The organism is Ruegeria sp. THAF57, from assembly GCF_903914075.1.
In the GTDB taxonomy this organism is placed as follows: Bacteria; Pseudomonadota; Alphaproteobacteria; order Rhodobacterales; family Rhodobacteraceae; genus Ruegeria.
Genome location: NZ_CAIWNQ010000001.1, coordinates 278,528 through 298,779, shown reverse-complemented (window position 1 = coordinate 298,779; position 20,252 = coordinate 278,528). Strand labels below are relative to the sequence as shown.

Annotated in this window: 21 protein-coding genes and 1 tRNA gene; 14 read left to right on the top strand and 8 right to left on the bottom strand. The window is 57.6% G+C overall.

What is annotated here, in order from left to right; translation table 11 throughout:
• Positions 1-66: 66 nt before the first annotated feature.
• Together dnaG and rpoD are read left to right on the top strand one after the other, a co-directional pair.
• Positions 67-2,013, top strand: a complete 1,947-nt coding sequence (gene dnaG / locus RUESEDTHA_RS01425) for a DNA primase (RefSeq protein ID WP_180883713.1) — start codon at positions 67-69, stop codon at positions 2,011-2,013.
• Between the two features lie 114 nt (positions 2,014-2,127).
• Positions 2,128-4,119, top strand: coding sequence for an RNA polymerase sigma factor RpoD (gene rpoD / locus RUESEDTHA_RS01420; RefSeq protein WP_180883711.1), 1,992 nt, complete (start codon positions 2,128-2,130; stop codon positions 4,117-4,119).
• Between the two features lie 181 nt (positions 4,120-4,300).
• Here the strand turns inward: rpoD and RUESEDTHA_RS01415 are convergent, their stop codons facing one another.
• A complete protein-coding gene (locus RUESEDTHA_RS01415; RefSeq protein WP_255431581.1) occupies positions 4,301-5,275 on the bottom strand; it encodes an AraC family transcriptional regulator in 975 nt (324 codons plus the stop codon).
• A gap of 459 nt (positions 5,276-5,734) precedes the next feature.
• Between RUESEDTHA_RS01415 and RUESEDTHA_RS01410 the strand changes: the two genes are divergently transcribed.
• The 4 genes from RUESEDTHA_RS01410 to ribD all read left to right on the top strand — a co-directional run bounded on the left by RUESEDTHA_RS01410 (position 5,735) and on the right by ribD (position 8,257).
• Positions 5,735-6,136, top strand: coding sequence for a hypothetical protein (locus tag RUESEDTHA_RS01410; RefSeq protein WP_171120983.1), 402 nt, complete (start codon positions 5,735-5,737; stop codon positions 6,134-6,136).
• Positions 6,137-6,154: 18 nt separating this feature from the next.
• Complete coding sequence (locus RUESEDTHA_RS01405) at positions 6,155-6,568, top strand: secondary thiamine-phosphate synthase enzyme YjbQ (protein ID WP_180883707.1); 414 nt, start codon at positions 6,155-6,157, stop codon at positions 6,566-6,568.
• 121 nt (positions 6,569-6,689) lie between these two features.
• Complete coding sequence (gene nrdR / locus RUESEDTHA_RS01400) at positions 6,690-7,160, top strand: transcriptional regulator NrdR (protein WP_171120987.1); 471 nt, start codon at positions 6,690-6,692, stop codon at positions 7,158-7,160.
• Complete coding sequence (ribD, locus tag RUESEDTHA_RS01395; protein WP_180884570.1) at positions 7,160-8,257, top strand: bifunctional diaminohydroxyphosphoribosylaminopyrimidine deaminase/5-amino-6-(5-phosphoribosylamino)uracil reductase RibD; 1,098 nt, start codon at positions 7,160-7,162, stop codon at positions 8,255-8,257. The genes nrdR and ribD overlap by 1 nt, the downstream gene beginning before the upstream one ends.
• On the opposite strand, the gene RUESEDTHA_RS01390 is transcribed toward ribD, so the two are convergent.
• Genes RUESEDTHA_RS01390 through RUESEDTHA_RS01380 form a run of 3 tightly spaced genes read right to left on the bottom strand, consistent with a single transcriptional unit; the run spans position 8,254 to position 12,765 of the window.
• Positions 8,254-10,254, bottom strand: a complete 2,001-nt coding sequence (locus tag RUESEDTHA_RS01390) for a capsular polysaccharide biosynthesis protein (protein ID WP_180883705.1) — start codon at positions 10,252-10,254, stop codon at positions 8,254-8,256. The two genes, ribD and RUESEDTHA_RS01390, sit on opposite strands and share 4 nt — an antisense overlap.
• Positions 10,254-11,387 carry a polysaccharide biosynthesis/export family protein gene (locus tag RUESEDTHA_RS01385; protein ID WP_171122758.1) on the bottom strand — a complete coding sequence of 378 codons (1,134 nt, stop codon included), beginning with the start codon at positions 11,385-11,387 and terminating at the stop codon, positions 10,254-10,256. The genes RUESEDTHA_RS01390 and RUESEDTHA_RS01385 overlap by 1 nt, the downstream gene beginning before the upstream one ends.
• Before the next feature lie 31 nt (positions 11,388-11,418).
• Positions 11,419-12,765 carry a capsule biosynthesis protein gene (locus RUESEDTHA_RS01380; protein WP_180883703.1) on the bottom strand — a complete coding sequence of 449 codons (1,347 nt, stop codon included), beginning with the start codon at positions 12,763-12,765 and terminating at the stop codon, positions 11,419-11,421.
• Positions 12,766-12,905: 140 nt separating this feature from the next.
• On the opposite strand from RUESEDTHA_RS01380, the gene RUESEDTHA_RS01375 reads away from it, so the two are divergent.
• The 6 genes from RUESEDTHA_RS01375 to RUESEDTHA_RS01350 all read left to right on the top strand — a co-directional run bounded on the left by RUESEDTHA_RS01375 (position 12,906) and on the right by RUESEDTHA_RS01350 (position 16,805).
• Complete coding sequence (locus RUESEDTHA_RS01375; protein WP_180883701.1) at positions 12,906-13,493, top strand: riboflavin synthase; 588 nt, start codon at positions 12,906-12,908, stop codon at positions 13,491-13,493.
• 102 nt (positions 13,494-13,595) lie between these two features.
• Entirely contained in the window at positions 13,596-14,717 is a 1,122-nt protein-coding gene (gene ribB, locus RUESEDTHA_RS01370) for a 3,4-dihydroxy-2-butanone-4-phosphate synthase (RefSeq protein ID WP_180883699.1), read from the top strand.
• A gap of 2 nt (positions 14,718-14,719) precedes the next feature.
• On the top strand, positions 14,720-15,271 hold the full coding sequence (locus RUESEDTHA_RS01365) for a 6,7-dimethyl-8-ribityllumazine synthase (protein WP_180883696.1): 552 nt from the start codon (positions 14,720-14,722) through the stop codon (positions 15,269-15,271).
• Complete coding sequence (gene nusB / locus RUESEDTHA_RS01360) at positions 15,268-15,750, top strand: transcription antitermination factor NusB (RefSeq protein WP_180883694.1); 483 nt, start codon at positions 15,268-15,270, stop codon at positions 15,748-15,750. Before RUESEDTHA_RS01365 ends, nusB begins: the two co-directional genes overlap by 4 nt.
• A 59-nt stretch (positions 15,751-15,809) precedes the next feature.
• Positions 15,810-16,115, top strand: a complete 306-nt coding sequence (locus RUESEDTHA_RS01355; protein ID WP_180883692.1) for a hypothetical protein — start codon at positions 15,810-15,812, stop codon at positions 16,113-16,115.
• A gap of 258 nt (positions 16,116-16,373) precedes the next feature.
• Entirely contained in the window at positions 16,374-16,805 is a 432-nt protein-coding gene (locus tag RUESEDTHA_RS01350; protein WP_180883689.1) for an MmcB family DNA repair protein, read from the top strand.
• A 4-nt stretch (positions 16,806-16,809) separates the two neighbouring features.
• Here the strand turns inward: RUESEDTHA_RS01350 and RUESEDTHA_RS01345 are convergent, their stop codons facing one another.
• Entirely contained in the window at positions 16,810-16,998 is a 189-nt protein-coding gene (locus RUESEDTHA_RS01345; RefSeq protein WP_171122772.1) for a DUF6324 family protein, read from the bottom strand.
• Positions 16,999-17,087: 89 nt separating this feature from the next.
• Here RUESEDTHA_RS01345 and RUESEDTHA_RS01340 point away from each other — a divergent pair, with 89 nt between their 5' ends.
• Together RUESEDTHA_RS01340 and RUESEDTHA_RS01335 are read left to right on the top strand one after the other, a co-directional pair.
• The gene (locus RUESEDTHA_RS01340; protein WP_370456758.1) at positions 17,088-17,558 is read left to right on the top strand and encodes a GNAT family N-acetyltransferase; all 471 of its coding nucleotides are present in this window, start codon (positions 17,088-17,090) and stop codon (positions 17,556-17,558) included.
• A 47-nt stretch (positions 17,559-17,605) separates the two neighbouring features.
• Positions 17,606-17,682: transfer RNA gene (locus RUESEDTHA_RS01335), tRNA-His, on the top strand.
• 80 nt (positions 17,683-17,762) lie between these two features.
• On the opposite strand, the gene RUESEDTHA_RS01330 is transcribed toward RUESEDTHA_RS01335, so the two are convergent.
• The 3 genes from RUESEDTHA_RS01330 to RUESEDTHA_RS01320 form a co-directional block, all read right to left on the bottom strand.
• Positions 17,763-18,569, bottom strand: a complete 807-nt coding sequence (locus RUESEDTHA_RS01330; RefSeq protein WP_171122775.1) for an ABC transporter permease — start codon at positions 18,567-18,569, stop codon at positions 17,763-17,765.
• Complete coding sequence (locus RUESEDTHA_RS01325; RefSeq protein ID WP_180884567.1) at positions 18,566-19,453, bottom strand: ABC transporter permease; 888 nt, start codon at positions 19,451-19,453, stop codon at positions 18,566-18,568. The genes RUESEDTHA_RS01330 and RUESEDTHA_RS01325 overlap by 4 nt, the downstream gene beginning before the upstream one ends.
• Positions 19,454-19,525: 72 nt before the next feature.
• Complete coding sequence (locus RUESEDTHA_RS01320) at positions 19,526-20,239, bottom strand: transporter substrate-binding domain-containing protein (RefSeq protein WP_180883676.1); 714 nt, start codon at positions 20,237-20,239, stop codon at positions 19,526-19,528.
• Between the last annotated feature and the right edge of the window lie 13 nt (positions 20,240-20,252).

The window sequence follows — 20,252 nt, the reverse complement described above, 5'->3', positions numbered from 1 at the left end:
AATTCGCTGTGGACAAACGCGCGTCATCCCCTTGGCGCGCGTTTTCATTTCTGTCAGGTTTGACCCATGTCGTTGCCCCCCGGATTTCTTGATGAACTGCGCACACGCCTTAGCCTGTCTCAGGTCGTTGGGCGTAAGGTCATTTGGGATCAACGCAAGTCCAATCAGGGCAAGGGCGACATGTGGGCGCCGTGCCCGTTTCACCATGAAAAGACGGCCTCGTTCCATGTGGATGATCAAAAGGGGTTCTATTACTGCTTTGGTTGTCACGCCAAAGGCGACGCGATCAGCTTTGTGAAAGACACCGAGAATGTCTCGTTCATCGAAGCGGTTGAGATTCTGGCACGTGAGGCAGGAATGCCGATGCCACAGCGTGACCCCAAGGCGCAGGAAAAGCAGGACCGCCGTGCCCAACTGGCTGAGGTCATGGAGCAGGCGGTGCAGTTCTTCCGCCTGCAGCTTAAGACCGGTGCAGGGAGTGCTGCGCGCGACTATCTGACCGGCAGGGGGCTAGATGCGCAGGCGTTGGACCGGTGGGAGATCGGCTTTGCCCCCGATGGATGGCAGGCGTTGTGGGACCATTTGACAGGTAAGAACGTTGCCGAGGACTTGATCCTTGGGGCAGGTCTGGCGAAGCCGTCGAACAAGGGCAAAAAACCTTACGACACGTTCCGCAATCGGATTATGTACCCGATCCGCGACCCGCGCGGGCGCTGCATCGCTTTTGGCGGCCGGGCGATGGACCCAAATGACAACGCCAAGTACCTGAACTCGCCCGAGACTGAGCTGTTCGACAAGGGGCGCAATCTCTATAATCAGGGTCCCGCGCGGCAGGCTGCGGGTAAGGGGCAACCTCTGATCGTTGCCGAAGGGTATATGGACGTGATTGCGCTGGCCGAGGCTGGATTCGGCGCGTCGGTCGCTCCGCTTGGAACGGCGATTACCGAACATCAGCTGCAATTGCTGTGGCGGATATCGGACGAGCCGATCATTGCACTGGATGGCGATACAGCCGGTTTGCGCGCCGCAATGCGCGCGGTTGATCTGGCGCTGCCGTTGCTTGAGGCTGGCAAATCCCTGCGCTTTGCGCTGATGCCCGAGGGCAAAGATCCTGATGACTTGCTGCGTGCCGAAGGGCTGGGGGCTGTGCAATCGGTGTTGGAGAGTGCGATCCCCATGGTCAAACTGCTGTGGCAGCGAGAGACTCAGGGCAAAGTATTCGACAGCCCCGAGCGGAAGGCTGCGTTGGACAAAATACTTTGGGACAAGATCAAAGTCATAAAAGACAAGTCCATACAATCGCACTATCAACAAGCCATCAAAGACCTACGCTGGCAGTTATTCCGGCCTCAGCGCCAGCCGCAAAACCGCCCGTGGCAGCCGCGCGGCAAATGGCAGCCCAAACCGGCGGCAACACCGGGTGCGCGCGCGTCGTTTCTAGCTTCGTCGGAAGGAGCAGAAATCCAACTGCGTGAAGGTGCGATCTTGGCGATTGCCGCGTTGAACCCGCAGGTCGTTGTGCAGTTTGAACATCAATTGGAAGAGATGGAGTGTCGTGACCCTGATCACGCTGCCCTGCGAGGTGCGATCTTGCGCCATGCGATTGATGATCCCGATAACTTGAAAGACCACATTGCTGAAACTTTGGGGCCGGACGCCCTTGAAAACCTCTTGCGCCTTCGCCATGTCGCAGTGATCCCCTGTGTGTTCAAACCGGGCGACGTTGAAAAAGCCGAGATGACACTGGCCGAGGAACTCGCAAAAATCAAAGCTCTCAGGGGGTTGGACGCAGAGATTGCCGAAGCCGAGGAGGAACTGTCTGAACTGCCGGATGAGGCGCTGACATATCGGCTGGCTCAGGCCGCAGAAGAGCGCAACCGCACAAGCCGCAGTCAGAATGAAGACAGGGCTGTTTTCGACGTGGCCGACAATGGCGCGCGAATCAACCGCGACGAGAAAGACGCGTTCGAGGCAATCATGTCCGGAATCAATTTTGAGCGAAAACGCCGGTAAAGTGGTGTTTTCGTAAGGCACTGGAAAAGAAAAACGGGTAAACGGGTGGCCGAATCACTTCTACGCGCTAATGATTCGGCCAGTACGAATCACCCATCCCTGCAGGAGCATTGAATGGCCGCCAAGGATACCAACGAAGACCGCAAATCCGACGAGCAGGAACAGGAAATCTCGCTGGACATGAGCCAGGCCCAGGTCAAGAAGATGATCGCCGAGGCCCGCGAGAAAGGTTACATCACCTACGACCAGCTTAATCAGGTGCTGCCGCCGGATCAGGTCAGTTCGGAACAGATCGAAGATGTGATGTCTATGCTGTCCGAGATGGGCATCAACATCATCGAGGATGAAGAAGCCGAAGAAGAAGAAAACAAAGGTTCGACCGAACTGATAACGACGGAAAGCAATCGTGAGGTTGCGCTGTCGGGGGCGGCGACCGAAAAGCTGGACCGCACTGACGACCCCGTGCGGATGTATTTGCGCGAGATGGGCTCGGTCGAACTGCTGAGCCGTGAGGGCGAGATCGCCATTGCCAAGCGGATCGAGGCCGGCCGCAACACCATGATCGCCGGCCTGTGCGAAAGTCCTCTGACCTTCCAGGCGATCACCATCTGGCATGATGAATTGCTGTCCGAAGACATTCTGCTGCGCGACGTTATTGATCTGGAGGCCACGTTCGGCAACCAGATGGACGAAGACGGCGATGTCGAAGAACCGGTGGTCGATACCTCGAACGTGCAGGCCGCCAAGCCCGCGAAAGAGAATACCGGCCCCGAACTGGATGCCGACGGCAACCCGCTGAACAACGACGACGACGACGACGACGACGATCAGGCCAACATGTCGCTGGCCGCGATGGAAGCCGCGCTGAAAGATCAGGTTCTGACGACGCTGGAGCGGATTTCGACCGACTTCTCGATGCTGTCGGAAATGCAGGACAGCCGGATTTCGGCCACCTTGAACGAGGACGGTTCGTTCAGCGAAAAGGACGAAGAAACCTATCAGAAACTGCGGGCCGAGATTGTTGAGCTGGTGAATGGTCTTCACCTGCATAACAACCGGATCGAAGCTCTGATCGACCAGCTATATGGTATCAACCGTCGGGTCATGTCTCTGGACAGCGCGATGGTGAAACTGGCGGATCAGGCGCGGATCAACCGTCGGGAATTCATCGACGCATATCGTGGCCGCGAGCTGGACCCGAACTGGCTGTCGGATATGGCCGAAAAGCCGGGCCGGGGCTGGCAAATGTTCATCGAACGCTCGACCGCGAAGGTTGAAGAACTGCGCAACGATATGGCTCAGGTCGGCCAATATGTTGGTCTGGATATCCCGGAATTCCGCCGCATCGTGCAGCAGGTTCAGAAGGGCGAGAAAGAGGCGCGGCAGGCCAAGAAAGAAATGGTCGAAGCCAACCTGCGTCTGGTGATCTCGATTGCCAAAAAGTACACGAACCGTGGCCTGCAATTCCTTGACCTTATTCAGGAAGGTAACATCGGCCTGATGAAGGCGGTGGACAAGTTCGAATACCGTCGTGGCTATAAATTCTCGACCTATGCAACCTGGTGGATTCGTCAAGCGATCACGCGGAGCATCGCGGATCAGGCGCGCACGATCCGTATTCCGGTGCACATGATCGAAACGATCAACAAGCTGGTTCGGACGGGTCGCCAGATGCTGCACGAAATCGGTCGCGAGCCGACGCCGGAAGAACTGGCCGAAAAGCTGCAGATGCCGCTGGAGAAGGTTCGCAAGGTGATGAAAATCGCCAAAGAGCCGATCTCTCTGGAAACGCCGATTGGCGACGAGGAAGACAGCCAGCTGGGCGATTTCATCGAGGACAAGAATGCCGTGCTGCCGCTGGACAGCGCCATTCAGGAAAACCTCAAGGAAACCACCACACGGGTTCTGGCCTCGCTCACCCCGCGTGAGGAACGGGTTCTACGGATGCGTTTTGGCATCGGCATGAATACCGATCACACGCTGGAAGAGGTCGGCCAGCAGTTCAGCGTGACCCGCGAACGTATCCGTCAGATCGAAGCGAAAGCCCTGCGGAAACTGAAACATCCCAGCCGATCGCGCAAACTGCGGTCCTTCCTGGATCAGTGATCAAAAAAGGCGCCTGACATCAGGCGCCTTTTTCTTTGGGCATCCGTCACAAACACGAAGTCTTGTTCAAACCTCAAATTGGCGAGAACTCACAAGTCATAGGGTCTCGGGGTTTCTATATCGCGCTTGTCCACTCATGGGACGGGCCGGGGCGAGGCGTTTGCGCCAATGACCCCCGGTCTCAGGCTTTGGCCGACACATCCAGCCTGCTTCGAAACGCACTGGGGGCTTGCCCTGTCCATCTTTTAAATGCCGTAGAAAACGCAGGTTGATCGGCATACCCCAACGAGAACGCAATCTCGGACAGAGGCATTCCGTTGGTGATAAAGGTCTGGGCCAGATCGCACCTCAGGTCCTCGACGATTTCCCGATAGCTTGTGCCTTCTTCCTTGAGCCTACGGGCAAAGGTCCGGGCACTTAGTCCCAGGTTTGCGGCGGCGTCTTCGGATTGAATGATCGCGCCGGGCAATGAGCGGGTGATCAGCCCTTCGACTTGAGCGCGCAGCTTTTGTTTCGGTTGCCGCTTTTCGGCGATGACACGGTCGCCGTATTCCAGCAGATGTTCGCGCAGTTTTGGGTCGTAGGTTGGAACCGGAAGATCCAGCGAAGACAGCGCCAAAACGATTTCCACCCTCTCAGCCCCAAACAACACGGGAAAGCCCGCCAGTCTTTGGTATTTGTTCCTGCTGCTTCCAACTTCGTGCTGAAAGCGAATTTCAATAGGAAAGAAGTTTGATTGCGTCAGGTCCCGCAGGCGGGCAAGACCCGCGAACAACAGAAACTCGGTTCGCCGATGATAGCGGGCATAACTTGCATCTTTCCATTCAGCCTCGATCGCGGCGAAATTTCCCGCAACCCTTAGGCTGAACATTAGGGCAGGATCTATCAGGCCGTGAAACCGAGACGCGTTTTCCAGTACCTGCTTCAGATCGCGCGAGTATTTACTGATATATGCTGTCAGGCTTGATGACGATTTGAACTGTAGGCCGGCCCTGGCCGCAAACGTAGCGTCGGCCAGCACATCGCAGGCGAACCGCACAAAAAGCGCCTCTTTTTGAGCGCTATAAGTTGCTGATGTCAGGTCGTCGCGACTGAGGCCACTTTTTTCCAATACCTGATCCACAATAGCCGGATCGTTCGCTTGATCTTCAAGCATTCTGGTCAACAATTGAAGGCGAGCAATATCAACGTCCATAATGTGATTTTAGCGCATACATTGTGATTTCCACCAGTTTACCCGCTGGGGTTCCCGTGTGAACAGTCTTTCAACTGACTGTAAATCGTAAAAGGTTGGCAGGATTCAGCAAGACCTGTGTTGGCGATCCAACTAATATCCGCGCGTTGTCGGGTCCGTACCTTTATGGGGATGAAGGTCAGAGCCCAGCCAAATTGTCGCGTAGACGACCAGAGGCTCCCCGACACGTGACCTGCCAATTATCCAGTGTTCTTTGGCGTTATCGGGGCTAAGCCCTGTAAAGAACACGCGCAACTTGATACCATTCTAACGCGTGCTCACGTGAATTTTGGGCGCGCCTGAATTGATTGTGAACCGGTCTTGCTCGCTATGAATGTACACTATTTCAAAATTCACCTCGTAACAGGAAAGAGTATGATTATGAAAAAGTTTATCACCACTGCAGTGACCGCTGCGGTCTTGCTGAGTACACCTGCTTCTGCCTCAGCGGCGCGGAACGGATTTCAGACAGTTGCGCTGAACAACTCGGTTTTCGAAGTGATCCCGCGCTCGCGCAGGGATGTTGATGGATATTGGTGCGCGGCTGCGGATTTTGCGCGTCGAACTCTGGGCGCGGGCTGGCAAGATCGCATCTATGTCGTGCGTGGCTATGGCCCCAGCGAGGCAACGGGTCGCCGTACAGCCGTCCAGTTCTCGACCCAACCGCCTGCGGGTGGTGTGCCCCAGCAAGGCAGCTTCATAACTTCGGGTTTCAACCCCGGCGAAAGCATGTCAGTTCAGGGTGCCAATGGGCGTTGTAATGTCCGTCCTTTCTTGAACTGAGGTTAAGTGAACCACTAAATGCAGACCGAGTTTATTATTTCGACGAAGGGGCCGGGGTTGTATGAATTCACCTTGGACCTGCGCAACTGGCTTAACTCGGTCTCAGGTGACGGTTTGCTGACATTATTTGTTCGGCATACGTCTTGTTCACTAGTGATACAGGAAAACGCAGATCCCGAGGTTCGGACCGATTTGCAAGCCTTCTTTGAAAGGCTGGTGCCGCCATCTGATCATCCGTCTATGTCTTACCTGCGTCATACCTACGAAGGCCCCGACGATATGCCTGCGCACATCAAGGCCGCTCTTTTACCGGTTTCCCTCAGCATTCCGGTAACGAACGGGCAGCCGATGTTGGGAACGTGGCAGGGCGTTTACCTGTTCGAGCATCGTGCGATGGCACACAATAGAAGGGTCGCCGCGCATTTTGCCTGAACCCTTTATCTTGCGGTGAAAATTTCCGACTACCCAAACCCTAGCGGCTGCCCTATAGTTGTGGATAAGTAAGCCGTAGCGCTTACAAAAAGAGGTGGACAAAGGGACGAGGAGACGGCGGATGCGCTGCCCGTTTTGCGGAAATATCGACACTCAGGTCAAAGATTCACGTCCGGCTGAGGATCACGTTGCGATCCGCAGACGTCGCTTCTGTCCGGCGTGTGGCGGACGGTTCACGACGTATGAACGCGTACAGTTGCGCGACTTGGTTGTGATCAAGACCAACGGCAAGCGCGAAGATTTCGATCGTGACAAGCTGGAACGTTCGATCCGCATTTCGATGCAGAAACGCCCGATTGAGCCGGATCGCATTGACCAGATGATCTCTGGCATTGTGCGCCGTCTGGAAAGCATGGGTGAAACCGATATCCCCTCAAGCAAGATCGGCGAGATCGTGATGGAGGCTCTGGCGCGGATTGACACGGTGGCTTATGTTCGCTTTGCCAGCGTGTACAAGAATTTCCAGGCGGCCGATGACTTTGAGGAGTTCGTCCACGAGTTGCGACCGCCGCAGCCTTCGTCAGACGAGTGATCGAAACAGATAAGCGATATATGGCGTTGGCCCTGTCCTTGGGTCAGCGCGGTCAAGGAACGTGTTGGCCAAACCCGGCTGTTGGTTGCGTTGTCGTGCACGACGGTCGGATCGTCGGGCGCGGCTGGACGCAACCGGGCGGACGGCCCCACGCCGAAACCGAAGCTCTGAGGCAAGCCGGAGAAGCAGCGCGCGGAGCGACAGCATATGTTTCACTTGAGCCGTGCTCACATCATGGCAAGACGCCGCCCTGCGCCGAAGCCCTGATCGCGGCTGGTGTCTCACGCGTTGTTTCTGCGATCGAAGACAGCGATCCGCGCGTGGCCGGGCAGGGCTTTGCGATGCTTCGTGATGCGGGAATAGAGGTGACGACCGGGGTTCTCGCCGATCAAGCGGCCCGGGATCATGCGGGGTTCTTCCTGAAAACTGAACAGGGGCGGCCTTTTGTGACCCTCAAACTGGCCAGCAGCTTTGACGGCCGGATCGCGACCTCAAGCGGTCATAGCCAGTGGATAACCGGCTCCAAGGCAAGACGTGTGGTTCATGCGATGCGGGCCCGGCATGATGCGGTGATGGTCGGGGCAGGAACCGCGCGGGCAGATGACCCGTCGCTGAATGTCCGCGATCTTGGAATAGACAACCAGCCTGTCAGGGTTGTTGTCTCGCGCCATCTGGACATTCCGTTGATCGGCCAACTTGCCAGAACCGCAGCTCAGATTCCGTTGTGGCTGTGCCATGGCCCGTCGCCGGACCCCGAGCGTGCACGTGCGTGGGAAGGGCTTGGCGCGACGCTGATCCCTTGCGCGTTGAATGATCACCAGATTGATGCCACGGACCTTTTGCAGCAGTTGGGGCAGGCCGGTCTGACCCGTGTCTTCTGCGAAGGAGGGTCGGCGCTTGCGGCGTCACTATTGGCCGAAGACCTTGTCGATGAGTTAGTCGGATTCAGTGCTGGCCTGACAATCGGTGCAGAAGGCTTGTCTGCAATCGGTTCACTGGGGCTAGAGACTTTGAACTCCGCACCTCGGTTCGAATTGTTGGAGGCGCGGGCCGTTGGGCCGGATGTGCTGCACCGCTGGACGCGATCTTTCCGCTAACCTCTGCGCCAGAAATGCGCGTGCGTGGCAAAAACACCCTGTAGTTTAGACAGTAGTCGAACAGACGCGCCGCCTGTCGCCCCATAACCGTCCGCCAAACGCTGTAAGGCAACTTCAACGGGGCAGGGTTGGCCAGTTACGGGGTCCAGGTAGCGTGGATAGTCAATCAAAGACGCGTGGACCAAACCCAACAATGATGGGCGCGCTCCGCGTCTCGCAGGAACGGACCCCAGATCTTGGGTCAGCCCCCAACCGGCATAGAAAGGCCCGCCAAGCGTCGTAACGCTGACACTGCGCAAAAGCGCCTCAAACCCCAGCAGCGACGTCATGGTCCAGACTTCTTGCACTTGGGTAAGCAACAGTGCGGGGTCTGAGTTCACTGCAACGACGTCAGCAAGACCTGCCGTGTCAATCTCGCCTTCGCGCAGCTTAGCTTCGACATCCGGGTGAGGCTTGTAGACGATGACGGCGTCTGGGTTCGCCTCGCGCGTCGTTCGCAACAGTTCGAGATTTGTCCGCACGTTGTTGGTGCCCAGAAGGATTGACGCATCATCCTCTACCTGACCGGGGACGAGTATCCGGTGACCCTCGGGCAATTCCGGGCATGACCCACCCGTATTGTACTTGCTGACGTTCGCAGACACGATGCGCGAGATAAGTTTTTCAGCTCGGATTTGCTGATCGGGACGCAGGGTTTCCCGCCGGGCGATCATCTCCTCAAGCTGGCTCGGACGGGTAGGGTCGTAGTAGACTCCGATGTCGTCGGTTGCCAGAGACAGGGGTGGCACAAGACGCGCGCCAAGCCCTCGGGACCGGAGAAAACCATCTTCGACCCGCGTAACATGCCCGGCATCGCGTGCGTGATTGCCCCACACCATGTGCGGCTGGTCTGGATTTTCAGGGGCCTCGGTCGTGAACCGCATTTTCTTTTCGCGCCCGAAGATCTGTTGCAGATGTTTGCGCTTCCACAGCCGCATACCTGAGGCTGTCCAACCTTTGTGATCCTGCCGCCAAGCGCGCGTTTGCGCCTCAAGAATGTCGAGAACCGTTTCGAACTCGCACAATTGATCCTGAAACGGATCATACCACTTTGGGTACAGAACCATCGCGGCTGCAAACAACTGCGCGCGGGTCAAGGTGCGCTGCCTGCGGGGAAAAAAATGTTCGTCCTGTGTCAATCCCCAACCGGCATAGAACGGCTCGCCAAATATGCGGGGTTTGTGCCCGGCGAGGATGGCTTCGAACCCCAGTTGGGACGACAGAGTATAAACGCCGACGGCACCTTCCAACAGCGTCCAGGGGCTGAGTGGTGCGTCAAAGAGTGTGACCCGGTCGGACAAGTCCTGTTCAGAATAATACCCGGGGCGATGCCCTTCGATCGTTTCTGGGTGGGCTTTAATCAAAACGCGTGCGCCCGGGTTTTCTTCCTGCGCCATGACAAGCATCTCGCGGAACCGGGCAGCGTCGCCTTTGCTGGCGGTGACGGATGCGTCGTCGCGCGCCTGATCCACGACCAGAACATATCCGGGGTCGGGCGGTGAAAGGGCCGTATCAAACGCGGAATACTTGCTGATGTGGAGCTCTTTCATACGGGCGATCCCGCCACGCGCCCTGTTCAGCAGGGCGGTATCGTCCAGCGGATGCGAACTCAGAAGCGTTTCAAGATCCGACGGTTGGGCCGGATCGAAGTGCAACCCGGTTTGATCCAACAGCAGGCCCAGCGGCGCCTCGCCACTTCGCCCAGGATGCAGCGATCGTATAAAGGCATCCTCGACCCTGAGAAGGGGCGCGTTATGCTTCTCGGCTATGTTTAGGCCGCGATGGGCCGTTGGGCTGTTGCCCCAAATGCCGACAACATCGCCGTCCTTGGGAAGACCTAGTCGGATGTCATATCCGGCAAGCGTCAGAATTCGGCGTATGCGCCGCTCAGTTAGAAAACCGCCGTTGTAAACAAACAGTCGGGTGCGATCCGCCCCGGCCGATGTCTCGGGATACATCAGCCGCCCGTAAGCGTGGCGACGTTCGCGAAGGGTGTCAGCCCGCCCGCGATAAGGGAAATTGACTTACTCCACTGTGAGTAGGGCGCCTCGGTCACATAGATCGTGTCATCGTCGCGAATGACAAAGTCTCTGGCCACGAAAAGCCCGTTCGGGGCAGTCAGGTTCAGCAGATAGATCATACGTTGATCCCCTTGCAAATCCGCTCGCCCCATAACTGTGCGTGCGATGTCCTGCCGCTCTCGCCGCAGAACGAAAATGCCTGTTGGGTCCGAAGACAAGGACTGCAAGCCGCCAACCTGAGCAAGCGCTTCCAGCGCGGACAGGTCCTGACTGTCAAAGGCAACACGCGACTGTCCGCCAGTGGCACCCAATGCGATATAAGACCGCGCGTCAGCCTCAACCAGAATACGGTCGCCGCCGCGTAAGGCCACATCCATCCGAGGGTTGCTGAACAGGTCCTCGTACCAAACCGTTCCCCGTTCGTTGCCGCGAATAAGCGTCACCAGTGCAATATCCGACCCAACAGCAACACCACCAGCCTGGGACAGCATGCCCGTCAGGGTGCGCGTGGGACGTTCAATTGGGTAGATGCCCGGCGCCCCGATAGTGCCTGTCAGTGAAACGGTTGATCCATCACCCGCGATACGGCGCACTTCGACTTGCGGGTCGGGTGTTTGATCCTTGAGCTCTTGGGTGATCTGCATGCGCAACTGCTCCGGAGTGTTCCCGGCGGCACGGACGCGCCCCGCGTAGGGCACAAAGATAAACCCGTCACTGTCAACCTGAACCTCGTTCAGCGCAGTTGCGGCCCCGGTTGGTCCCGTCAACAGGCCGTCATCGACGTTTTCCCACACGGTCAATCCCAACACGTCACCCGGTCGCACCGTGTCGGCGGCCAAGCTCTGCGCGCTTTGAAACGAGGCGGGAAAACCGAATTGTGGAATCGCGGACGTGGCCTGCGCGACACGATCATCGACTTCTACAACGAAGGCGTTGCCACCGTTTTCGACGGACCCGGCCAGAATCTGGTTCTTGCTGGGGCCGGACTTTGGAAGTTGACACGCCGCCAGAAGGCCAAGCGCGGCCACAAGGGAAACCCCCCGTATCCATTGGATTGGAAAGCTCTGCACTGCCGAATATCCTCAGTCTTTTTTGTTTGCGTTACGCTATCTGTTTCTTCTCGCAACTTCCAGCATCAACCTGTTCGTTTCCTTCCACTATTCTTAACTGTGTCGTCTGAGTCTCTGTCTCAGTAAGGACCGAATGGTAAGGATCGTGTGGATTGAGCATCATATCCGCGACGCGGCGCAGCAACTGGCGTCGACCGTGTCTGGAATAGAAGCCGCCCGGCACCTGGCAGGTTTTCAAAAGAAAGTCCCGATATACCTGATAGGCGTCGTGGCCGGGCGGATCAGGACGGGCAAAGAACTCTGCAATAGGTTGTTCTGACACGAAATCCGGTTTGTCATAGACCGATGTGCCGAAGGTGCGAATAGGGATGCCACGCCACAAAACTTGCTGACCTGCTGTCGAGTTGATCGTAACTGCGGAATTCGCATCATCCAGCAGTTTCGCCAATTTTCCGCCCGGAACATAATGGACCCGATCCGCGATCCCGTATCTCTCGGCAAAAAAGCGGGTTTTGCGTCGCAAGGGTTCGCGATGGTTTTCCAGCGGATGCTCTTTTACGACAAGCTGGTGATGCCGGGGTGCGCCTTCAGCAAAACCTTGGATCGCATGTTCGAGAAAGTCGGACATGCAGGTGTATTCCGAATGGGTCTGAACCGAACTGTCATGCCCCAACTGAAGCAGGACCAGATGATATGGCAATCCACTTCTGCGCGCCCGCGCCGTGGCCCATCGCCGCTGAACCCTGTGAAACGGCATCAGCATCAACCGTTTAAAGTACAAGCGGAATTCTTTTGAGACCGGTAACTCTCGGTGCCGCCGGAAGTTGCTGTAACGATGGTTCAGAAACAAAAGGAACCAATGGTAGAGCGCGCCATAGAAAATGTGCTGCCGCATATCACCCCAATGCGACGGAGGCGGCGGCTTCGGCGTGTCAGAGCGATCCAGCGCCCGCTCCATCTGCCTGACATTCAGTGTCATCAGACGCGAATTGCCGTTGGAACCCGAACGCTCATAAGTGATCCACCATGGGCGCAGATATCCTTCTTCGAACACATGCACGGTGATGCCGCGGGCGCGCGCGATTTCGACCGCTTGGGCGTGGACGGGTCGGGTGTCTCCGTACAACACGATATCGGTGACGCTCAGGGATTCGACGAGGTTGCAAAACCGCTCTGGCCATGTGTCGGTAGGGTCGAGGAAGGGAACGAAGCTGCCCCGGTCGAACCAGAACACCTCATCACCGGCATTGAATCCTACGCGCCAGACCTTAGCCCCGGTTCCGCGCAGCGCGCGACCCAGTACGCTGAAGAACGGTCCATGCGGGCCCTGTAGAAACAGGAATACGCGGCCGTCTGCGCCGGAATTGAGTGGTGGCATTGGTGCTGCTCGTTTCATTTTGGTGCGGAAATTATGCCTATTTGTGTCCTTCACGGCAAGGCGGGGCTTGCCCCTACAGTCGGTTACGCTTACCTCGGCTTGGAAAACTGGTCACAGGTTAGAAGCAGAGGGTTAAAGCAATGTTTACCGGGATCGTTACAGATGTTGGCACTGTTACCGAGCTGGACCAGCAAGGCGATCTGCGAGCGCGGATCAAAACGGCCTATGATACGGCTGGCATTGATATCGGTGCCTCGATTGCCAGCGATGGTGTTTGTCTGACTGTTATCGCGTTGGGCGATGACTGGTACGATGTTCAGATCAGCGCTGAAACCGTTTCGAAAACCAATCTGGACAGTTGGCAGGTAGGCAAGCACGTCAACCTAGAGCGCGCTCTGAAAGTCGGGGATGAACTGGGCGGACACATTGTATCCGGTCATGTCGACGGCGTGGCCGAAGTTGTCGCGGTGGAAGACGAGGGCGACAGCACCCGCGTGACGTTGCGTGCGCCCAAGGACCTCGCGCGCTTCATTGCGCCCAAGGGCTCGGTCGCTCTGAATGGAACGTCCCTGACAGTCAATGACGTGGCAGGTTGCGATTTTGGCATCAACTTCATCCCGCACACCAAGGAGGTGACGACTTGGGGCGGCGTCTCTGTCGGTGACAAAGTGAACCTCGAGATTGACACGCTGGCCCGCTATGTCGCGCGTCTGGCCGAAATGTCCTGACCAGACGCCGCGTTCTGGCCGGTTCGGGGCGTTTGCAGACTGGCCTTTGCGCGCGTGGTGGTCTATCCACCCGTGCAAACTTGCTCAGCGAAAGGCTGCCCAATGAGCTTTGAAACCCCCGGACCCGTCGAGGCGCAATTGCGCGACGCGATCAGCCCGATTGAAGAGATCATCGAAGAGGCGCGCAAAGGCCGGATGTATATTCTGGTCGACCACGAGGACCGCGAGAATGAGGGCGATCTGGTTATCGCCGCCGAGTTCGCGGATGCCGAGGCGATCAACTTCATGGCGACCCATGGGCGCGGATTGATCTGCCTGCCGATGACGGCCGAACGGGTGGATGCGCTGGGCTTGCCGATGATGGCGGTGAACAACTCGTCCCGTCATGAAACTGCGTTCACCGTGTCTATCGAGGCGCGCGAAGGTGTGTCGACCGGGATTTCCGCCGCTGACCGCGCGCTGACCGTGGCGACCGCGATCAACGAACAGAACACCATGGCGGCCATCGCCACCCCCGGCCATGTCTTCCCCCTGCGCGCCAAGCGGGGCGGGGTGCTGGTGCGCGCAGGCCATACCGAGGCCGCCGTGGATATTTCGCGATTGGCCGGGCTGAATCCCTCGGGCGTGATCTGCGAGATCATGAAAGCCGATGGCACCATGGCCCGTCTGCCCGATCTGGTAGAGTTCGCCAAAGCCCATGACATGAAGATCGGTACGATCAGCGACCTGATCACTTACCGCTCGCGCAATGACAATCTGGTGGTCGAGACCTCGCGCGAAACTGTCACGTCCGAATATGGTGGCGAATGGGAGATGCGGATTTTCACTGATCAAACCCATGGCATCGAACATGTCGTCATGGTCAAAGGTGATGTGACCACGCCTGAACCGGTACTGACCCGCACCCATGCCCTGCATGAAGCGCCCGATATTCTGGGCCTTGGCCCCAAATCCTCGCGCGAATTGCCCCGCGCGATGGAGAAGATCGCCGAAGAAGGCCGCGGCGTGGTTTGCCTGTTCCGCCAGCCGCGCAACTCGCTGTACGCGGCCGAGGATGAAGGGCCGCGCACTATCAAGCAAACCGGTCTGGGCGCGCAGATCCTGTCCAAGATGGGCATTCAGGAACTGGTGCTGCTGACCGACTCGCCCGAAACCGTATATCTGGGGCTCGACGCGTTTGGCCTGTCCATCGTCGGCACCCGCTCTATCCTCAAGGAAGACTGATCGTGGCTGAACAAGACAAACACGGCGTCCTGCCGACCCCAACCTTCGACAAGCCGGTGAAACTGCTGTTGGTGGTGGCCCCGTTCTATCGCGCTATCGCCGACGATATGGTCGCCGGTGCCAAGGCCGAGATTGAGGCCGCAGGTGGTACCTGTGACGTGGTCGAAGTACCCGGCGCGCTGGAAATCCCGACCACCATCGCCATGGCAGACCGCCAGTGTAACTATGACGGCTATGTTGCGCTGGGCTGTGTCATTCGCGGCGAGACCACGCACTATGAAACGGTCTGCAACGATTCCAGCCGTGCCATTCAGTTGATGGGCCTTCAGGGTCTGCTGATCGGCAACGGCATCCTGACCGTCGAGAATGACGAACAGGCCGAGGTCCGTGCGAACCCAGAAAAGATGAATAAAGGAGGCGGAGCAGCCGCTGCGGCCTTGCATCTGATCGCGCTCAGCCGTAAGTGGGGCTCTTCCAAAAAGGGCGTGGGCTTCAAGCCACCGTCCGAGTCCATCCTTGTGGCGGGCGACAGCAACGGACCCACGACAGCATGACCCAGACAGACGCGCCGAAACCGGCCAACCAGAAACGCCTGATGAAATCCGCCGCCCGGCTGTATGCCGTGCAGGCGTTGTTCCAGATGGAGCAGTCAGGCCAGACGACCGAACAGGTTGTGCATGAGTTTCTGGATCACCGGTTTGGCGCCGTCTATGAGGGTGAGGAAATGTTGGACGGCGATATCCGCCTGTTCCGTAAACTGGTCGAAGACGCCGTGAACTATCAGGCCCCCATCGACCAGATGACCGACCGCGCGCTGGTGGCCAAATGGCCTATCGCACGCATCGACCCGACCCTGCGCGCCGCCTTCCGCGCCGCAGGGGCCGAGTTGACCCAAAGCGACACGCCGCCCAAAGTTGTCATCACCGAATTCGTCGACGTCGCACGGGCGTTTTTCCCAGAAGGGAAAGAGCCAAAATTCGTCAACGCGGTTCTGGACCACATGGCGCGCGAAGCCCAGCCCGAGGCGTTCTGACGCCTTTACGCAGGGCCCATATGCGCTAGGCTGAACGCCAGAGCGCAAGGAGGCCCGCAATGCCCAAACTGATCCGTCTTTATATTACTCAGGTTGCCTGGGGCTTCGTGATCTCGGCGGTGTTTGTCGGTGTCTTGCTGGCGTTTAACGTGGCCAATCTGCGAAGCCTCATCACTGGGTCGGATATAGGACTGATTGCGCTGTTGATGATCTGGTTCATGAACGGCATCGTCTTTGCCGGTGTGCAATTCGCTTACAAGATCATGAGCATGGCTGAAAAACCCGGTGGCCCGCGCCGCGGTTCTCCGGTTGTGCACAGTTATGAGCCTGCTGTCGTTCACCAGGACGCCCCTGCGGGAAAATAACCAAAGCTTGGAAAAATGTGGCGGGACCGCCAGTCAACCGTGCGGTGTGATTCCCGAGGACCTGTATGTACAGGTGGGCGCCAGGTAATCAGGCCAGGACCTGAACAGAGCCAGCCCCCTCGGAATTGCTTAAGGCCACCAGAATGCTACCAATCACAAGAAGGGCAGAACCCGCCACGGGTCTAACTAGGTGTTGCTGACTGGATAAGCAAGGGGAGGCGGGTTGATTTTTGTTCGCTAATTGTTCACATTTCCCGGATGGTATTGGACTTGCAGCCCGGACAGAAACTGGCACGCGGTGTCGCGCGCCATCTCAGCGCGCATGGATTTGTCTCTGTTGAAGAGTTTGTGCCCGCGCGCGGGTTGCGCGTTGACGTTATGGGGCTGGGTCCCAAGGGTGAGCTTTGGGTGGTTGAGTGCAAGTCCAGCCGCGCGGACTATCAGTCGGATTCCAAATGGCAGGGCTATCTTGAATGGTGTGATCGGTTTTTCTGGGCCGTGGATACTGATTTTCCAACAGACCTACTACCTCAGGAAACCGGCCTTATTATTGCTGACGCCTATGATGCCGAGATTGTGCGCATGGCGCCCGAAGACAAGCTGGCCCCGGCGCGACGCAAGAAAATGATACAGAAATTTGCAACGGACGCGGCTCGTAGACTGCACGCGCTTCGCGATCCAAGGCTTTGAAAGATCAGCCCTTTACCGCGCGTGCGGCTTGCGCAGCGGCTCGAATTTCATCCGCAATCTCTTCGGCTTCTTCGGGGTCAAAGTCCATCGGGACTTCCAGGCCGTCGGCTTCGATGAACAGGCGCACCATGCCCTGATCGGTCGGGCCGATCTGCAAGTTGGCTTGAATGTCACGTTCGGTGTTGATGCCCATATGCGCCTCCGGGGATGAGCATTCGTGCTATCGCGCAAAGGCTTGAGAATCAAGACGCTGATGCGGTCAGATGCAGTATGAACAATGCAATGATCAGACCCTTTCGCGCTTCGGACGTGCCGTGGTTGGTTGAACAGCACGGGACCCTCTACGAGCGTGATGAAGGATTCGACGATACCTTCGCGCCGTTGGTTCAACAGATTCTTGAGGATTTCGTAGAAACCCATGATCCCGAGTTTGAGCGGGGCTGGATTGCCGAACATGAAGGTCAGCGTTTAGGCAGTATTTTCTGCGTCAGATTGGACGATAGCACCGCGAAGCTGCGCCTGTTCTTCCTTGTGCCCGAGGCGCGGAAAATGGGGCTGGGCAAACGCCTGTTGTATACATGTATGGACCACGCGCGCGCTGTAGGGTTCGCTCAGATGTCGTTGTGGACGCACGAAAGTCACCGCGCCGCCTGCGCGCTTTACAAGGCGACGGGCTGGCAATTGACAGACAGCAAACCGGTCCATTCCTTCGGTGTCGATCTTGTCGAACAAAGCTGGAAAATTCGGCTTTAATCCTCTTGCATTCCCTGGGCGCGTTCGGTAAATCGCCCCTCACGAGTGCCGCCTTAGCTCAGTTGGTTAGAGCGCTGGATTGTGGATCCAGAGGTCCCCTGTTCAAGCCAGGGAGGCGGTACCACTTATCCCTGATCAGAGATTGGTAACACGGCAGACTAGGCCGTTCATTCATGCATCGAAAATGAAGTAGCGCGCCGAAATTCAGCGCGCCAGGTTCAGCCTCAGCTTCATTTTGCTGCGCTTGGCGGCAGGCAGGTGCCGGTTCAGGCGCTTGTTGACCAGCCCGAACGCCCAGATGACCACCAGTGTCAGCAAGATGAAGTAGAAGGCCAGAATTGGGTAGGGAATGAAGGGGTTGAATGTTTTGTCCGCAAAATAGCCTGCGTAATACAGCGCGTCGCCCCGTTGCTGCCAGACTGGAAAGGCTGAGAAGAAGACCAGCGTGGTGGCGTGGAACAGAAAGATTGCTTCGTTCGTATAGGCAGGCCACGCCAGCCGCAGCATCGTGGGCCAGATGATGCGACGGAAGCGGGACCAACCTGTCATGCCATAGGCGTCTGCAGCCTCGATATCGCCCTTGGGAATTGAACGCAGCGCGCCGTAAAAGATCTCGCCCGAATAGGCAGCCGTGTTGAAAAACAGCACGATTAGGGCGCCCAGCCAGGCCGAAGTCAGCGCATCGAGCAGCGGAAAGCTCTGCTTGAGGGACAAGAAGAAGAAATAGGCAAAGAAGAACTGGATGAACAGCGGCGAGCCCCGGAACAGAAAGATGAACCATTCTGACGGTTTACGCAGCCATACATTTGTTGACGCTTTGCCCAGTGCCAGTGCCGTGGCCAGAAAGAACCCCGTGACCAGCGCCATGATTCCGAAATAGATGTTCCAGATCATGCCTGAACCGATCAGGGTGAACTGTTCGCACAGGGTGAAATCAGCCTTGGGTATGGCCCGCTCGCCAATACCGATCGAGCGCAGGCCATAGTCCTGAATGGTCTGGATACAGCTCATGCGGTGGTCTCCTTGCGCAGCAGCTCTCCACCTGATGTGGCCTGACCGTGGGACAGGCGGCGCATCAGCCGTTCGAGACCAATTTCAGAAACTCGGGTCATGCCCAGGTAGAACACCAGCAGGGCCAGGAAATACCACATGCGCCAGTCGCCATGCGGGTATTGGGTGAATTTCGGGTTCTTGAACGCGCCCAGCTCGCGTGCCCAATAGACGATGTCTTCGATACCCAGCAGGAACAACAACGGCGTAGCTTTGATCAGCACCATCCACAGGTTCGACAGGCCGGGCAGGGCATAGACCCACATCTGCGGTACAAGGATACGCCAGAAGGTCTGGCGATGTGTCATCCCATAAGCCGCCGCCGTTTCCAGCTGCGCGTGCGGCACCGCGCGCATCCCGCCAAACAGGACGTTGGCGGCGAAAGCCCCGAACACGATGGAAAAGGTGATCACGGCCAGAAAGAAGCCATAGGTTTCGTGCACCCATTCGGGGGCTGTGCCCAGCGGCAGTTTCGCCGCCTGACAGACGATAAAATCATTGCCTTGCCGGATTGGGTCCGTCCATTCAGGGCACAGTATCTTGTGCCGCGTCCATTCAAACGCCTGATCCAGCGCGATTACGAAGAACATGAAAAACGCGATATCCGGCACGCCACGCACGATGGCGATATACCCTTTTCCCAACCACGTCAGCGGCAGGATATGCGACCGGGCAGCCATGGCCCCCAGAAAACCGAATCCCAAGGCTACGGGCGCGGTAATGGCCAGCAGCAGCAGAACCTTGAAGAAGGACAGGTAAAACAGCCAATGAACGCCGTTGGTCAAATAGCAAGAGAACCAACGGACAGTGCCGAGCGTTTCGGGATCAGTGCAGAACGAGAAAATGGCGGGCCTCTTTGACTGGCAAAGGCTCAGAATGCGGCGCGCCCGGTTATCAGGCGCGCCGCAATTAGCAATTTAGAAGGTCGAGGACACTTCCCACTTGGTGATCAGCTCGTTCAGGCTGCCATCGTCCTTCATGGACTGGATGGCGGCGTTGAACTTCTCTTTCAGCTCGCCGTCGGACTCGCGGATGCCCATGCCGACGCCACCGCCCAGCGGGACTTCGTCACCGACAAAGATCATGCCCGAACCGTCTTCGGTGAAGGGCACCAAGAAGGACTTGTCAGCCAGAACCGCATCAGCTTCGCCATTGCGGACGGCCGCGATGGTTTCTTCGGGGCTTGCAAACTCCACCAGAGTTGCGCCGGAATCAGCAATGTAGCCAGCCTGAATGGTGCCTGTTTGGGCCGCGACTACGCCGCCTTCCAGATCAACGCCATCGGACATGGCAACATAAGCCGACGGATCTGGCGGGGTGTAGTTCTGGGTGAAGTCGATGACCTCGTCCCGCTCGTCGGTGATCGACATGCCGGCGATGATGGCATCATAGTTGCCCGAGACCAGGTTCGGGATGATCGAATCCCAGTCGTTCTTGACCCATTCGCAATCCAGGCTGGCGCGCTTGCACAGCTCGTCGCCCAGCTCGCGCTCGAAGCCGTCGATCTCGCCAGCGTCATTGACGAAGTTCCAAGGTGCATAAGCACCTTCCGTGCCCAGACGGATCGTGTCCGCCATGGCCATGCCCGCGCCAAGCGCCAGCGCTGCTGTGGTCAGAATCAGGTTTTTCATTGGTAACTCCCCA

What these genes read in the sequence shown, in the direction of transcription:
- RUESEDTHA_RS01355 (WP_180883692.1), top strand. Translation starts at nt 15,810, where the DNA reads ATGCCCAAACTGATCCGTCTTTATATTACTCAGGTTGCCTGGGGCTTC.
- RUESEDTHA_RS01345 (WP_171122772.1), bottom strand. Translation starts at nt 16,998, where the DNA reads ATGGGCATCAACACCGAACGTGACATTCAAGCCAACTTGCAGATCGGC.
- RUESEDTHA_RS01375 (WP_180883701.1), top strand. Translation starts at nt 12,906, where the DNA reads ATGTTTACCGGGATCGTTACAGATGTTGGCACTGTTACCGAGCTGGAC.
- RUESEDTHA_RS01350 (WP_180883689.1), top strand. Translation starts at nt 16,374, where the DNA reads ATGGTATTGGACTTGCAGCCCGGACAGAAACTGGCACGCGGTGTCGCG.
- RUESEDTHA_RS01390 (WP_180883705.1), bottom strand. Translation starts at nt 10,254, where the DNA reads ATGTATCCCGAGACATCGGCCGGGGCGGATCGCACCCGACTGTTTGTT.
- rpoD (WP_180883711.1), top strand. Translation starts at nt 2,128, where the DNA reads ATGGCCGCCAAGGATACCAACGAAGACCGCAAATCCGACGAGCAGGAA.
- nrdR (WP_171120987.1), top strand. Translation starts at nt 6,690, where the DNA reads ATGCGCTGCCCGTTTTGCGGAAATATCGACACTCAGGTCAAAGATTCA.
- ribB (WP_180883699.1), top strand. Translation starts at nt 13,596, where the DNA reads ATGAGCTTTGAAACCCCCGGACCCGTCGAGGCGCAATTGCGCGACGCG.
- nusB (WP_180883694.1), top strand. Translation starts at nt 15,268, where the DNA reads ATGACCCAGACAGACGCGCCGAAACCGGCCAACCAGAAACGCCTGATG.
- dnaG (WP_180883713.1), top strand. Translation starts at nt 67, where the DNA reads ATGTCGTTGCCCCCCGGATTTCTTGATGAACTGCGCACACGCCTTAGC.
- RUESEDTHA_RS01405 (WP_180883707.1), top strand. Translation starts at nt 6,155, where the DNA reads ATGCAGACCGAGTTTATTATTTCGACGAAGGGGCCGGGGTTGTATGAA.
- RUESEDTHA_RS01320 (WP_180883676.1), bottom strand. Translation starts at nt 20,239, where the DNA reads ATGAAAAACCTGATTCTGACCACAGCAGCGCTGGCGCTTGGCGCGGGC.
- RUESEDTHA_RS01415 (WP_255431581.1), bottom strand. Translation starts at nt 5,275, where the DNA reads ATGCTTGAAGATCAAGCGAACGATCCGGCTATTGTGGATCAGGTATTG.
- RUESEDTHA_RS01410 (WP_171120983.1), top strand. Translation starts at nt 5,735, where the DNA reads ATGAAAAAGTTTATCACCACTGCAGTGACCGCTGCGGTCTTGCTGAGT.
- RUESEDTHA_RS01330 (WP_171122775.1), bottom strand. Translation starts at nt 18,569, where the DNA reads ATGAGCTGTATCCAGACCATTCAGGACTATGGCCTGCGCTCGATCGGT.
- RUESEDTHA_RS01380 (WP_180883703.1), bottom strand. Translation starts at nt 12,765, where the DNA reads ATGCCACCACTCAATTCCGGCGCAGACGGCCGCGTATTCCTGTTTCTA.
- RUESEDTHA_RS01340 (WP_370456758.1), top strand. Translation starts at nt 17,088, where the DNA reads ATGATCAGACCCTTTCGCGCTTCGGACGTGCCGTGGTTGGTTGAACAG.